General features: G+C 47.3%; 16 protein-coding genes. 11 read left to right on the top strand and 5 right to left on the bottom strand.

Annotation, left to right across the window (positions count from 1 at the left end; translation table 11 throughout):
* Positions 1-75: 75 nt before the first annotated feature.
* Together prmB and HMPREF2560_RS09585 are read left to right on the top strand one after the other, a co-directional pair.
* The gene (gene prmB, locus HMPREF2560_RS09580) at positions 76-975 is read left to right on the top strand and encodes a 50S ribosomal protein L3 N(5)-glutamine methyltransferase (protein WP_070607930.1); all 900 of its coding nucleotides are present in this window, start codon (positions 76-78) and stop codon (positions 973-975) included.
* 225 nt (positions 976-1,200) lie between these two features.
* A complete protein-coding gene (locus HMPREF2560_RS09585) occupies positions 1,201-1,938 on the top strand; it encodes a toxin-antitoxin system YwqK family antitoxin (protein ID WP_070607928.1) in 738 nt (245 codons plus the stop codon).
* A gap of 49 nt (positions 1,939-1,987) precedes the next feature.
* Here the strand turns inward: HMPREF2560_RS09585 and HMPREF2560_RS09590 are convergent, their stop codons facing one another.
* On the bottom strand, positions 1,988-2,548 hold the full coding sequence (locus HMPREF2560_RS09590) for an adenine phosphoribosyltransferase (protein WP_003682296.1): 561 nt from the start codon (positions 2,546-2,548) through the stop codon (positions 1,988-1,990).
* A gap of 168 nt (positions 2,549-2,716) precedes the next feature.
* On the opposite strand from HMPREF2560_RS09590, the gene gmk reads away from it, so the two are divergent.
* The 3 genes from gmk (at position 2,717) to HMPREF2560_RS09605 (ending at position 5,856) form a co-directional block, all read left to right on the top strand.
* Positions 2,717-3,334 carry a guanylate kinase gene (gmk, locus tag HMPREF2560_RS09595; RefSeq protein ID WP_070607926.1) on the top strand — a complete coding sequence of 206 codons (618 nt, stop codon included), beginning with the start codon at positions 2,717-2,719 and terminating at the stop codon, positions 3,332-3,334.
* A gap of 52 nt (positions 3,335-3,386) precedes the next feature.
* Positions 3,387-3,593 (top strand): DNA-directed RNA polymerase subunit omega, encoded by a 207-nt coding sequence (gene rpoZ, locus HMPREF2560_RS09600; protein ID WP_003682294.1) that lies wholly within the window; start codon positions 3,387-3,389, stop codon positions 3,591-3,593.
* A 106-nt stretch (positions 3,594-3,699) separates the two neighbouring features.
* Positions 3,700-5,856, top strand: coding sequence for a RelA/SpoT family protein (locus HMPREF2560_RS09605; protein WP_070607924.1), 2,157 nt, complete (start codon positions 3,700-3,702; stop codon positions 5,854-5,856).
* Between the two features lie 119 nt (positions 5,857-5,975).
* Here HMPREF2560_RS09605 and HMPREF2560_RS11215 read toward each other — a convergent pair whose 3' ends face one another.
* The 3 genes from HMPREF2560_RS11215 to HMPREF2560_RS09615 all read right to left on the bottom strand — a co-directional run bounded on the left by HMPREF2560_RS11215 (position 5,976) and on the right by HMPREF2560_RS09615 (position 7,488).
* Positions 5,976-6,137, bottom strand: a complete 162-nt coding sequence (locus tag HMPREF2560_RS11215) for a hypothetical protein (protein ID WP_039861975.1) — start codon at positions 6,135-6,137, stop codon at positions 5,976-5,978.
* A 75-nt stretch (positions 6,138-6,212) separates the two neighbouring features.
* Entirely contained in the window at positions 6,213-6,674 is a 462-nt protein-coding gene (gene recX / locus HMPREF2560_RS09610; protein ID WP_070734648.1) for a recombination regulator RecX, read from the bottom strand.
* 100 nt (positions 6,675-6,774) lie between these two features.
* Positions 6,775-7,488 (bottom strand): phosphoglycolate phosphatase, encoded by a 714-nt coding sequence (locus tag HMPREF2560_RS09615; protein ID WP_070734646.1) that lies wholly within the window; start codon positions 7,486-7,488, stop codon positions 6,775-6,777.
* 421 nt (positions 7,489-7,909) lie between these two features.
* Between HMPREF2560_RS09615 and HMPREF2560_RS09620 the strand changes: the two genes are divergently transcribed.
* From HMPREF2560_RS09620 to HMPREF2560_RS09635, 4 genes are all read left to right on the top strand, one after another.
* Positions 7,910-9,175 carry a Glu/Leu/Phe/Val family dehydrogenase gene (locus HMPREF2560_RS09620; RefSeq protein WP_070504425.1) on the top strand — a complete coding sequence of 422 codons (1,266 nt, stop codon included), beginning with the start codon at positions 7,910-7,912 and terminating at the stop codon, positions 9,173-9,175.
* A 160-nt stretch (positions 9,176-9,335) separates the two neighbouring features.
* Entirely contained in the window at positions 9,336-10,151 is an 816-nt protein-coding gene (locus tag HMPREF2560_RS09625; protein ID WP_070607922.1) for an FKBP-type peptidyl-prolyl cis-trans isomerase, read from the top strand.
* Positions 10,152-10,247: 96 nt separating this feature from the next.
* Positions 10,248-10,874, top strand: coding sequence for a phosphoribosylglycinamide formyltransferase (gene purN, locus HMPREF2560_RS09630; RefSeq protein ID WP_070607919.1), 627 nt, complete (start codon positions 10,248-10,250; stop codon positions 10,872-10,874).
* Positions 10,875-10,904: 30 nt separating this feature from the next.
* Positions 10,905-11,573, top strand: a complete 669-nt coding sequence (locus HMPREF2560_RS09635) for a DUF3108 domain-containing protein (protein WP_070584289.1) — start codon at positions 10,905-10,907, stop codon at positions 11,571-11,573.
* 57 nt (positions 11,574-11,630) lie between these two features.
* On the opposite strand, the gene HMPREF2560_RS09640 is transcribed toward HMPREF2560_RS09635, so the two are convergent.
* Positions 11,631-13,124, bottom strand: a complete 1,494-nt coding sequence (locus HMPREF2560_RS09640) for an Rne/Rng family ribonuclease (RefSeq protein ID WP_070607916.1) — start codon at positions 13,122-13,124, stop codon at positions 11,631-11,633.
* Positions 13,125-13,362: 238 nt separating this feature from the next.
* On the opposite strand from HMPREF2560_RS09640, the gene grxC reads away from it, so the two are divergent.
* Positions 13,363-13,620 (top strand): glutaredoxin 3, encoded by a 258-nt coding sequence (gene grxC / locus HMPREF2560_RS09645; RefSeq protein ID WP_003684090.1) that lies wholly within the window; start codon positions 13,363-13,365, stop codon positions 13,618-13,620.
* Positions 13,621-13,641: 21 nt separating this feature from the next.
* Positions 13,642-14,076, top strand: a complete 435-nt coding sequence (gene secB, locus HMPREF2560_RS09650) for a protein-export chaperone SecB (RefSeq protein ID WP_049348903.1) — start codon at positions 13,642-13,644, stop codon at positions 14,074-14,076.
* Positions 14,077-14,274 lie beyond the last annotated feature (198 nt).

Here is a 14,274-nt window from a genome sequence, read left to right on the forward strand (position 1 = left end):
AAGGCCGTCTGAAAAGTTTTCAGACGGCCTTTCTGTTATAATTTCAACATTCTTAAATTGACAAGACAAAACATTATGTTCAACCAAGCTGCTCAAGAGCTGACTACTGTTCGCGATTTATTGCGTTTTGCCGTCAGCCGTTTTAATGATGCCGGACTGTTTTTCGGACACGGAAGTGATAATGCCCATGACGAGGCAGCCTATTTGATTTTGCACACTTTGAACCTGCCTTTGGATATGTTGGAGCCTTATTTGGATGCCAAATTGTTGCAAAGTGAGAAGGAGGAAGTGTTGTCCATTATCGAACGCCGCGCAGTTGAGCATATTCCTGCCGCGTATCTGACGCATCAGGCATGGCAGGGTGAGTTTGATTTTTATGTCGATGAGCGCGTTATTGTGCCTCGTTCTTTCATTTATGAATTGCTTGGCGACGGTATCCGTCCTTGGATTGAACACGATGAGTTGGTGCATCGAGCTTTGGATTTGTGTACCGGTAGCGGCTGTTTGGCTATCCAAATGGCGCATTACTATCCCGATGCACAAATTGATGCCGTTGATTTGAGCTTGGATGCGCTGGAAGTGGCCGCCATCAATATTGAAGATTATGGTTTGGAAGACCGCATCAGCTTGGTGCATACTGATTTGTTTGAAGGTTTGGATGAAACCTACGACTTGATTGTTTCCAATCCGCCTTATGTCGATGCGGAATCTGTGGAGGCGTTGCCTGATGAATATCTGCATGAGCCGGAATTGGCTTTGGGCAGTGGCGAAGATGGTTTGGATGCTACACGTCAAATCATTCTGCAAGCGGCAAAATATCTGAATCCGAAAGGTGTATTGTTGGTTGAAATCGGTCACAACCGTGAGGTATTGGAAGCGGCTTATCCCGAATTGCCATTTACTTGGTTGGAAACCAGCGGTGGCGATGGGTTTGTATTCTTGTTGACCCGTGAGCAATTATTGGGTGAAGAGTAGTTTATTTTGATATAAATAAAACAAAGGCCGTCTGAAAAAGCTTCAGACGGCCTTTGTTTTGTATAACCTTTAATATTTTAAGAAAATACAAATGCCTATGGTATGCCGAATATGAAATCCAAGCAGGCTTTGAAACTATGGCTTATAATATTTGCCATAGTTTTTAATGTCAGTGGATTCTTATTACTGACTGTTTGTAGAACATATACTGCCAAACTCCATATTATGAATAATTATTTAAAATCAGGCCTGTTGGCTGCTGTTTTATTCAGTACGCCCGTTGTCGCTTTTGCCCAGCAATATACCGTTTATTTCAATCAAAACGGTAAACTGACGGCAACCATGCCTTCGGTTGCTTATGTCCGCCAATACAAAATTGCGGCAGGTAAGGCGCAGGTTCAGGATTTTTACTATCCATCAATGAAAAAATATTCTGATCCGTACGAGATACCTGCTGGTCAGATTAAGGTTTTTGTGCCGGCATTGGATAATGGCACATTAACCCTGTGGCATTTTAACGGGCAGAAAAAGATGGTTGGCAGCTATCGCAACGGCAAGCCGCACGGCGAGTGGATTAACTGGTATCCAAACGGCAAAAAATCTGCGGTCATGCCTTATCAAAACGGTTTGAGTGAGGGCGTAGGCTCTCGTTATTACCGCAACGGCGTCAAAGAAAGCGAAATCCAATTCAAGCACGATAAGGCAAATGGTTATTGGAAACAATGGTATTCAGACGGCAGCCCGAAAACCGAAATGATGATGAGTAATGATAAACCGACGGAGATTATCAGTTGGGATGAAAATGGTCGCATTGTGTCTGAATTGAGTATTCGCAACGGCAAACGCAGTGGCATTATTTTGGATTGGTATGATGATGGTGCGAAGAAATCCGAGTTGGTTTATAAAGACGATCAGTTGGTGAGAAAAACCTTTTGGGATACAGACGGATACGTTCTCGAGTAATTTTGACAATAAAAAACCGCAGGCTGATCGGCTTGCGGTTTTTTGTGTGTTACATACAGCCTTTGTTTTGGCATAGGGTAAATAACGGCGCGCCGCTTTCGCGGATTTTTTTGCCGCCGTCCAAGTCGGTAAATTCCAAAATGGCAGCCGCTTCGATTACTTCGCCCCCCAGTTTGCGGATCAGCTCGACACCTGCCAGCATTGTGCCGCCGGTTGCTACCAAATCATCTACCAACAAAACGCGTGCGCCCGGCTTGATGGCGTCGGTATGGATTTCTACCGTTGCTTCGCCATATTCCAAAGCGTAACTTTGAGAAACCGTATCAAACGGCAGTTTGCCTTTTTTGCGGATGGGGACAAAGCCGACGTTCAGCTGATAGGCCAAAGCTGCGCCAATGATGAAGCCGCGCGCATCCAAGCCTGCTACGACATCAACTTTTTGCCCCATATAGCGGTAAACCAGTAAATCGACCAGCAGGCGGAAATATTCTGCGCTTTGCAAAACGGGAGTAATGTCATGAAACAAAATCCCTTTTTGCGGCCAGTTTTCAATTTTACGGATTTTGTCCGCCAAAGCTTCTACGCCCATTACTTCAGGATGAATCAACATCTCGACATTCCGAAATCAAAAAGTTTTTAACACGATATTGTAGCGGCCATATGCGGACTTGCCAAATTAATCGATACAATAGCCAAATTTTGCAACATGCCGTCTGAAATTCCGAGAAACATTGTGTTGTGTTATAATTTACAGATACATACCATCGGCTGAACCACCATGCAAAATCATAAAAAAGGCAATATTTACATCATTTCTGCCGCTTCCGGCACAGGTAAAACGACCTTGGTGTCGCGCCTGTTGAAAAATCATGACGACATTCGTGTTTCCATTTCTCATACTACGCGCCAGCCGCGTGAGGGTGAGGCACATGGTGTGCATTACCACTTTGTTCCCAAAGAAGAATTTGAATCGCTGATTGATCAAAGAGCCTTTTTGGAACACGCCAATGTATTCGGCAATTATTACGGCACCAGCATCGCCGGCGTGAATTCGTTGAGCGAAGAGGGCTATGACGTGATTTTGGAAATTGATGTGCAAGGTGCAGCGCAAGTGCGTAAATCGTTGCCTGAAGCCAGTAGTATTTTTATTCTGCCGCCTTCCTTTGAAGTTTTGGCGCAACGTTTGATCGGCCGTGGAACAGATAGCGAAGAAGTTATTCAAACACGCCTGTCCAAAGCCCGTCATGAGATTGAGCAATCCGTTTTGTTCGATTACGTCGTCGTGAATGACGATTTGGATCGTGCCGAAGCCGATTTGTTCCACATTATTAAAGCAGGCCGTCTGAAAAAATCCTCTCAACAGGGATTTATTTCAAACCTGTTGGAAAATTCGTAAAAAACAGCGAAAATAACCGTTTATTTGAAACATAGAAAGAAAGCAAGCAAACATGGCTCGTATTACTACTGAAGACTGCACAGGTAAAATCCCTAACCACTTCGACCTTACCCTCGTTGCCGCCCGTCGCGCACGCCAATTAGAAAACGGCAACACGCCATTGGTTGACGACATTCGCAACAACAAACCAACCGTAACCGCCCTGCGCGAAATCGCTGCCGGACAAATCGGAACCGAGCTGCTGACCCGCAATAAATAAACCAACCGGCAAACCGATAAAACCGCCGCGCGGACTGTATCGGTGCGATATCACAACCGATACAGTCTGACGGCTTAAAAAAATAGCCATAAAAGGCCGTCTGAAAATGCCAGCCCCACTGCCTACCGCCCCCTATGATCCGTTGACAGCAGAAGCGCGCGAGCTTCTGTTTCGCACCGCATCCTATCTCAATACCAATGAGCAGGCCGAGCTTGAAAGAGCCGTTGCCTACGCTTTCCACGCCCATGACGGACAAACCCGTAAAAGCGGAGAACCTTACATCACCCATCCCCTTGCCGTTGCCACGCAGCTTGCGATTTGGCACATGGATGTTCAAGGCCTCTGCGCAGGCGTTATGCACGATGTATTGGAAGATACGGGTGTAACCAAAGTCGAAATGGCGGCGGAATTCGGCGATACCATTGCCGAAATGGTAGACGGCCTCTCCAAGCTGGAAAAACTCAAATTTGAAGATCATGCCGAGCATCAGGCGGAAAGTTTCCGCAAACTTATCCTCGCCATGACTAAAGACGTGCGCGTCATCGTCGTCAAACTTGCCGACCGATTACACAATATGCGCACCGTTGGCTCTATGCGTCCGGAAAAACGCCGCCGCATCGCCAAAGAAACCCTCGAAATCTATGCTCAAATCGCCAACCGCATTGGTCTGAACAATGCGTATCAAGAGCTTCAAGACTTATCGTTCCAAAACCTCCACCCAAGACGCTACGAAACCCTGAAAAAAGCCATGGACAACAGCCGCAAAAATCGCCGCGATGTTGTCGGCAAAGTGTTGCGTGCATTCGGTCAGCGTTTGGTCGGTGTCAATATTGAAGCCAAAATCAAAGGCCGCGAGAAAAACTTATACAGCATCCATCAAAAAATGCTGGCTAAAAAGCTGCGTTTTGCCGAAGTAATGGATATTTACGGCTTTCGGGTCATCGTAAACAACATTCCTGCCTGTTATGCCGCGTTGGGCGCATTACATAATTTATACCACCCCAAGCCCGGCCGTTTTAAAGACTATATCGCCATTCCGAAAAGCAACGGTTATCAAAGCCTGCACACGACCTTGGTCGGCCCTTACGGTTTGCCGATCGAAGTGCAAATCCGTACGTGTGAAATGGATGCCGTGGCAGAGGGCGGTATTGCTGGCCATTGGATTTACAAATCCGGTGAAAACACTCCGGACCAAGCCGTCCTCCATATGAACCGATGGATGAAAAATATTCTTGACCTGCAGGCCAGCAGCTCAAATGCCATCGAGTTTCTGGAGCATGTCAAAGTCGATTTGTTCCCCAACGAAGTCTATATCGTTACCCCGAAAGGCGATATCCTTACCTTGCCTAAAGGTGCGACGCCGATTGACTTTGCCTATGCCGTTCACACCAATATCGGTCATAAAACCGTTGCCGCACGTATCAATAACGTCATGATGCCGTTGCGTACTAAGCTGAAAACAGGCGATACGGTAGAAATCATTACTTCCGAGCATGCCAAGCCTAATGTGGCATGGCTGAACTTTACCGTTTCCAGCCGTGCGCGCAGCGCCATCCGCCAATACATTAAAAATCTGAATCGTCACGATGCCGTTGTTTTGGGTGAGAATCTGCTGCAAAAAGCTTTATCCAGCCTGTTGCCTAAAGACATCCTGCTTTCAGACGACCTCAAAGAAAAATACCTTGCCGATTTGAATACCAAACAAACCTCGTTTGAAGAGGTTCTCTACAATGTCGGTATGGGGCATACTTTGCCGGTACACGTTGCCATGCACATTGCCGAGTTGGCAGGCCAACATTTTGGCAGCACGGTCAAACTCAGCCCGATCAAAGTCAACGATCAGGAAACCGGCCGGATTCATTTTGCCGAATGTTGCCATCCGATTCCCGGCGATGCGATCCGCGCATTATTGGTCAAAGACAAGGGTATGATTATCCACCGAGATACCTGTCAAACTTTGGTCAAAGCCGATCCGGAAGAGCAACTGGATGCGGGTTGGGACAGTTTGCGCAATCAAACGTACCGCACCATCCTCAACGTTAAATCCGAAGATGCGCATGGTTTGTTGGCCTCAATGGCGCAAGCGATTTCAAATTCCGGTGCGGATATCGAATCTGTCGATACGCCAACCAAAGCGCAAGCAGGAACGGAAGGTTTTGTAGAATTTAAATTCACAATTAAAGTCAAAGACTTGGATCAGGTTAATCAGATTATTCATGCAATGCATGCCAATCCGAATATCCGCAAAGTGATTCGAGGATAATCTCGTTATAAGCAAAGGCCGTCTGAAAGTGTTTTCAGACGGCCTTTTTGATGTTTGCAAATAAAAGCTGTTGGCTTCTTTTTAAGAGGGTTTATGGCTTTTTTGTAATTGGATTGGGTTTAACTCAACCAAAAACGGAAAACCAAGAAGAAAACTAAGGCCAAAACGCCGGCCCAAACCAGCAACATGAATCCGGCTACTGCCTGCCCCAAGCGGTAAACAGGGTTTTTGCGTTCGTCTTCGAGTAGGGGATTAGGTGTATCGTGCGGTTTGTCGGACATGATGAAGCTCTGATTGAATTATTGAATAAAAGCGTAAGGGTACGCCGATAGAAGCAAAGTTTCAAGTGGGAATGATTATTGATAGAAGTCTTCGTCTTCATTCCACGCGGTTTTTAAGGCCGTCTGAATGGTGTCGGCACCAAAGCCGCGATAGGCAAGGAAACGCGCTTGTTTTTGTTTTTCTTTCAAATCTTGGGCTTCTTGCTTGAATTTTTTACGCAAGACGGAAATAGCGGTTTGCAGCTCGTCCTCCCTATCGGGTAGGAACTCCCGACAGTCGTCTGCATCGATACCTTGTTGTGCCAAGGCTTGCTTGAGGCGGAGCGTGCCGTAACGGTTGCTTTTGCTGTGAATATAGGCTTCTGCGTAACGTTGGTCGGATTGCCAATTTCGTTCGACGAATTCGTCCAAAACCTTTTCCAATTCTTCTTCGCTTTCGGCGTGGGGAGCCAGTTTGCGTTTCAAGCCGACACGGCTGACTTCTTGACGGGAAAGAATATCCAAGGCGCGGGCGCGTAAGGTTTTGGGAGGTTTCATGGGGATATGGAAGAGGAGGGAGTTTAACTACATTGAATTACATTTCAGACGGCCTGATTGGGTGAAAGCACCGAAAAGGTCGTCTGAAAATAAAGCCGAATTATTCTTCGTCTTTGTTTTTTTGCGGTTGCAGATTTTCGTAGATTTCAGGCAACGCGCGAATCAACAAATCAGGTTTGGTCGCTTTGTCTTGCGAGAGCAAGGTCATGTCGCTGTAGCCGAATGTTACGCCGACACTGAAACAACCGGCCGCTTTGGCGGCAATAATGTCATTTTTAGAGTCGCCCACCATCAGCATATTGGCAACGTCGATGCCCAAAACTTCGGCCGCATGTTGAAGCGGCAATGGGCTGGGTTTTTTCTCAGTCAGGCTATCGCCGCCGAGAACCAGGCTGAAGTAGCCGTCGAGATTGAGCTGCTTCAGCAGCTCTGCAGCCAGTACTTCGTTTTTATTGGTAATGACAACCAATGGAATACCCAAGGACTTGAGCAGGCCGAGACCGGCTTCGGTTTCAGGGTAGGGGCAGGTAAAGTCGCTCAAGTGATCGCGATAATATTTCATAAAGAACACAAAACCTTTTTCCCAGATTTCAGGATCGGCTTCTTTTTCACGATCATTGGTAATGACGCGATGAACCAACTTGCTGATGCCGTCGCCGACATAACTTTCAACCGTTTGGGTGGGCAAAACAGGTAAACCCAAGTGCGCACACATGGCTTGGGCTGCTGCGGCCAAATCGGGAACGGAATCACATAAGGTACCGTCCAAATCAAAGGCAACGGCTTGAACGTGTTCTAAAGCAGCAGTGGTCATTGAGTAGCTTTCTGTCATATTATTTAAGCGCTTATTTTAACATTGTTTGCCTGATTTGCCGATGTTTTGCTGATTCTTTAAAGGGATATTTGTTTAAATTGTTAACAATTTTTGCTGGTGTAAGGCTATCAGCCTATTGGGAATGTGGAAGGGATTTTGTCAACAAAAAGGGCAGTTTGGTAGGCATTAAAAAACAAAGGGTTTGTGTGTTTTTTTGAATGGTTTGATGAGCATTTATACTAGGCCGTCTGAAAATTTTTTGGTCGGCATGCCGATATTTTCAGACGGCCTCAAACTAAATTTATATATAAATGAATGGATTTGCTTTTTATCGACTACATGCTATTACATTTTTTCCTGTTTTTGTATATAGTAACAAGTATGGCTCTCGTCTAATCATGTGTATGAAAAGGAAAAATACATGTCCGCATCTGCTGTTAAAGAAACACTGAATCCGTTTGAAATTGCACAAAAACAAGTAAAAATTGCCTGCGATCGCCTGAATGCCGACCCGGCAGTATTTGAAATCTTGAAAAAGCCACAACGTGTTTTGGAAGTCAACTTCCCTGTCAAACTCGACAACGGTACAGTAGAAAATTTCACCGGTTACCGTTCCCAACACAATAACGCCGTCGGCCCTTACAAAGGCGGCGTGCGCTTCCATCCCAATGTAAATCTGGACGAAGTCAAAGCACTGTCTATTTGGATGACCATCAAATGCTGCGTGGCCGGTATTCCTTACGGCGGCGGTAAAGGCGGCATCACTTTGGATCCGCGCAATTATTCCGAAGCAGAATTAGAACGCATCGCCCGCGCTTATTCTGAAGCTATTTCTCCGCTGATTGGCGAGAAAATCGACATTCCCGCCCCCGATGTGAACACCAACGGCAAAATCATGTCTTGGATGGTTGATGCCTATGAAAACGTGGTGAAACATTCCGCACCGGGCGTATTTACCGGCAAACCGGTTGAGTTTGGCGGCTCCTTGGCGCGTACCGAAGCCACCGGTTACGGCGTAAACTTCGCCGCCGTCCAAGCTTTGGAAAAACTGGGCAAAGACGTGAAGGGTGCCACTTACGCCATTCAAGGTTTCGGTAATGTGGGCTACCACACCGGTTACTATGCACACAAAGCCGGTGCGAAAATCGTTGCTGTATCTACTGTTGACGTTGCCATCTACAATGAAAACGGCTTGGATATGGAAGCAATCATTAAAGAATTCCAAACCAAAGGTTTCATCACCAACGAAGCCGGCTACGGCAAAGAAATCAGCAATGCCGAACTTTTGGCTTTGGATGTGGACGTACTCGCCCCTTGCGCGCTGGAAAACCAACTGACTTCTGAAAACGCCGGTAAAGTCCGCGCGAAAATCGTGGTTGAAGGCGCAAACGGCCCGACTACTCCAGAGGCCGACGTTATTCTGCGTCAAAACGGCGTATTGGTTGTTCCTGATATATTGGCAAACTGCGGCGGCGTGGTTGTATCCTATTTTGAATGGGTACAAAACCTGCAAGGCTACTACTGGGAGTTTGACGAAGTTCAAGAGAAAGAAACCGTTGTCCTGCGCCGTGCGTTCCGCGATATCTGGAACTTGGCTCAAGAATACGATGTCGACCTGCGTACCGCTTCTTATATGATGAGTATCCGTCGTGTTGAAAAAGCAATGAAGCTGCGCGGCTGGTATTAATCGTTTGAGCGATAGCTAAGAGTAGGCCGTCTGAAACCTGTTTTCAGACGGCCTTAATGTTTTTGATAAGAGCCTTTACAAATTTTAATCCACCTTGATTCCATTTCAATCAAACTCAGCTATAATCCCCTTTTTTGACCTTTCCGGAAAAGACATAATCATGAACAAAACTTTCAAATTCAGCGCATTGGCTTTGTCTGCTTTGTTGGCACTGACTGCTTGCAACCAAAAAGACACTGCCGCTAAAGATGCCCCTGCTGCTTCCGCAGCTTCAAATGCGACTGCAGATGCTTCTGCCATCGGTTCTACTGCCCAACAAGCCAGCTACGCAATGGGTGTGGATATCGGCCGTTCATTGAAACAAATGAAAGACCAAGGTACGGAAATCGATTTGAAAGTCTTCACCGAAGCCATGGAAGCCATGTTTGAAGGTAAAGAAGTCAAAATGACTGAAGCCCAAGCTCAGGAAGTGATGATGAAATTTCTGCAAGAGCAACAAGAAAAAGCTACTGCCAAACGTGCTGAAGATGCCAAAGTAAACTTGGAAAAAGGCGAGGCGTTCTTGAAAGAAAACGCAACTAAAGAAGGCGTGAAAACCAGCGCTTCCGGTCTGCAATACAAAATCACCAAAGAAGGCGAAGGTAAAAAACCAACTAAAGATGATATGGTTACCGTTGAATACGAAGGCCGTCTGATTGATGGTACCGTATTTGACAGCAGCAAAGCCAACGGCGGCCCAGTAAGCTTCCCTGTAAGCCAAGTGATTCCAGGTTGGACTGAAGGTATCCAGCTCTTGAAAGAAGGCGGCGAAGCAACATTCTATATCCCTGCCAAATTGGCTTACCGCGAAGTGGGTGCCGGCGATAAAATCGGCCCGAACGCTACTTTGGTATTTGACGTGAAACTGGTTAAAGTCGGCGCGCCTGATGCTGCTGCGCAACAACCTGTACAAGTTGACGTACAAAAAGTTCAATAATCCGAATCAAGGCTTACGCCCTTAAACAACGGATAAAAGGCCGTCTGAAAAATTCCGTTTCAGACGGCCTTTGTTCCAAACCAACAAGGAATTATGATGAAAAATATCGTCATCCTTATTTCCGGACGCGGCAGCAATATGCAGGCGATTGTGAATGCCGATATTCCCGATGCCAACATTGCAGCCGTATTGAGTAACAACGAGACCGCGGCCGGATTGGCATGGGCGGCAGAGCGCGGTATAGCCACCGACAGTTTGAACCATAAAAACTTCGACTCGCGTCAGGCATTTGATCAGGCCATGATGGAAAAGATCGATGCCTATCAGCCGGATTTGGTCGTATTGGCGGGCTTTATGCGCATTTTGACTCCGGAGTTCTGCGCACATTATGAAAACCGCCTGATCAACATCCATCCGTCCATCCTGCCTTCTTTCACCGGTTTGCACACCCACGAACGCGCATTGGAAGCAGGTTGCCGAGTGGCAGGCTGCACCATCCATTTCGTAACGCCCGAGTTGGATTGCGGCCCGATTATTTCACAAGGCATTGTTCCTATTTTGGACGGTGATACCGCTGACGATGTTGCCGCACGCGTGCTGACGGTTGAACACCAGCTTTTCCCACAAGCCGTTGCCGACTTTGTTGCAGGCCGTCTGAAAATCGAAGGCAACCGCGTTTTGAATGCACAACGCAATGCTGCCGGTCAAAGCCTGTTGGCTTAATTAAAACACCATACACACAAGGAAAACATCATGAATCCGATTAAAACAACCCTGCTGACACTTTCCCTGCTCACTGCCTCCATCGGCGCACAAGCCGCTGAATTGCCGCAATCTGCCGTTTTGCAATACTCAGGTAGCTACGGTATTCCTGCAACCATGACCTTTACACGCAGCGGTAGCCAATACAAAATCGTTTCTACCATCAAAGTACCGCTTTACAATATTCGCTTTGAATCAGGTGGCAGCATCAACGGTACGACACTGCATCCGTCTTACTACAAAGATGTACGCGGCGGTAAATTGTATGCCGAGGCCAAATTCTCCGGCGGCAACATCACTTACGGCAAAGCAGGTGATTTGAAAACTGAAAAATCCGGCCCGGCCATGGACTTGTTCACTTTGGCATGGCAACTGGCCGCCAATGACGTGCGCCTGCCGTCAGGCTTGAAAATTACCAACGGTAAAAAACTGTACACCGTCGGCAGCATGAACAAAATCGGCAGCGAAAGCTATAAACTGAACGGCGGCACAACGCCTGTAAGCAAATATCGCGTCCGCCGCGGCGACGATACCGTTACTTACTCGTTTGCTTCCGATATCGACAATATCCCTGCGCAAATCAGTTATACCGATGACGGCAAAACCTACAACCTGAAACTGACTTCCGTTAAAATCAACGGTAAAGTAGTGAAACCGTAATCTTTATTTACTCAAACAAGAAGGCCGTCTGAAAAGTTTTCAGACGGCCTTTTATTTTTACAGCAACACAATATCGTATTGTTCCTGCGTGTAGGCGGTTTCGACTGCCAGTGAAATCGGCTTGCCGATAAAGTCTATCAACATCGCCAGCGATTGTGATTCTTCGTCTAGGAACAAGTCGATGACATTCGGAGCGGCCAAAATGCGGAAGGCTTGGACATCGTAGCGGCGCGCTTCGCGGACGATTTCGCGTTGGATTTCGTAGCACACGGTTTGCGGCGTTTTCAGACGGCCTCGGCCTTGGCAGGAAGGGCAGGGTTCGCAGAGGATTTGGCTTAAGTTTTCACGCGAACGTTTGCGGGTCAGTTCGACAAGGCCCAGACTGGTAAAGCCGTTGAGGGTGACGCGGGTGCGGTCGAAACTCAGGGCTTTGGCAAGCTCTTGCAGGACGGCTTCGCGGTGGATTTCCTGCGCCATATCGATGAAGTCGATGATGATGATGCCGCCGAGATTGCGCAGGCGAAGTTCGCGGGCGATGGTGTGGCAGGCTTCGAGGTTGGTGCGGAAGATGGTTTCATCAAAATTGCGCGCGCCGACAAAGCCGCCGGTGTTGACATCGATGGTGGTCATGGCTTCGGTGGACTCGATGATGAGGTAGCTGCCGAAGTTGAGATTGACGCGCGGTTGCAGGGCGCGGGCGATTTCCTGCTCGATGTTGTGGGTTTCAAATAGGGGGCGTTCGCCTTTGAACAGCTCGATTCTGCCTAATGCGCCTTGAACGTATTGTTCGGCAAACTGGGTCATGCGGCGGTGGTTTTCGGTGGAATCAACCAGGATTTTGTGCGTATCGAGGCTGAACATATCGCGCAAAACGCGCAGGCTCAAAGGCAAATCTTGATACAGCAGGGTTTCGGGCGGCTGAATTTTCGCTTGTTTTTGAATGTGTTCCCATACTTTGGTCAGATAGTTGATGTCTGATTGCAGTTGGTCATCGGAAGCGTTTTCGGCGTTGGTACGGATGATGTAGCCGTGGCAGGCATTTTCGGGCAGCAGGTTGTTGAGGCGCTCCCTCAAACTGCTGCGTTCGGCATCATCCTCGATGCGTTGGGAAATGCCGATGTGGTCTTCTTGCGGAAGATGGACGAGGAAACGGCCGGCCAGCGAGATTTGAGTGGACAGGCGCGCGCCTTTTGTGTTGATGGGGTCTTTGATGACCTGAACCAAGACAGACTGGCCTTCAAAGAGCATGTGTTCGATGCGTTGGGTTTCGTCCGGATTGCGGCGTTGTTCGAGGACGTCGACGATATGCAAAAACGCGGCGCGTTCCAAGCCGATATCGATGAACGCGCTTTGCATGCCGGGAAGGACGCGTTTGACAACGCCTAAATAAATATTGCCGACCAAGCTATGGCCGCTGTTGCGCTCGATGTGCAGCTCGCAGATATTGTTCTCTTCCAAAACAGCCACACGCGTTTCTTGCGGCGTAATGTTGACGAGGACGGTTTCGGGCGGACGCACGGCGTCCTTGGGGATGGGGATTCCTGAAAGCATGGGGATACCTGATTTTGAATAGAAAAACTTTTGCGAAGTGTTCTTCTTCAAAAAAACAAATGGCAAAAGTCATTCAGCGAAAGCGCTTATCATACTTTAATTATGGGTTTTCCGCATCTGCGCAGATGTTTATAGTCAAGAGGCCGTCTGAATGTTTTTTACAACCGTACGGCGGGAACACTTGTAAAATAACGCTTATGCCCATATAGTCATGAACATTGGTATTTTGGAAGAAATCATGCAAACCGTTACTGTTTATACCGGTCCGTATTGTCCGTACTGCACCATGGCGAAAAGGCTGTTGCAGGCGGTGGGCGTGAAAGAAATCAACGAAATCCGCATTGACGGCAATCCGGAAGTTTTTGCCGAAATGCAGCAGCTTTCCGGCCAGCGCAGCGTGCCGCAGATTTTTATCGGCGACACCCATGTCGGTGGCTTTACCGATTTGTACCGCTTGCAGCAGGAAGGCAAGTTGGACGAATTACTGAATCCTTAACCCTTAACTTAGGAAAATAAAATGAGCGAAGAATTGCAACCCGTATTCAGCGTTGAGCGTCTGTATGTAAAAGACTTGTCTTTGGAAGTGCCTCACGCGCCACAAATCTTCTTGGAACAAGGCGAGCCTGAAGTGGATATGCGCGTTTCTACCGGCAGCAGCAAACTGGAAGACGGTTTCTACAGCGTTGACGTTACCGTGACCGTGACTGCCAAACTGAACGAAGAGCGCACCATGTTCTTGAACGAAGTTACCCAAAGCGGCATCTTCCGTCTGGAAAACATTCCTGAAGAAGACGTACAACTGCTGCTGGGCGTTGCTTGTCCGAACATCCTGTTCCCTTACGCACGCGAAGCCATTTCCAACAGCGTAACCCGCGCCGGCTTCCCACCTGTATTGCTCGCTCCGATCAACTTCGAAGCCATCTACCAACAACAACAGGAAGCTAACGCTTAATCGCGTTATACCTAAATTGAGGCCGTCTGAAACATTGCGTTCAGACGGCCTTTTTTATCTAAAAATCAGGACATAAGAAAAAATCTATAACAAAAAGTTCATATATTAATGCATCAGGTATATAATGATTCCGCCTATCATTACTATTATATTTTAATTTTATAGATTAAATATCATTTAAAATTAATAAATTATAAT

It is taken from the genome of Neisseria sp. HMSC078H04 (assembly GCF_001838135.1).
GTDB lineage: Bacteria > Pseudomonadota > Gammaproteobacteria > Burkholderiales > Neisseriaceae > Neisseria.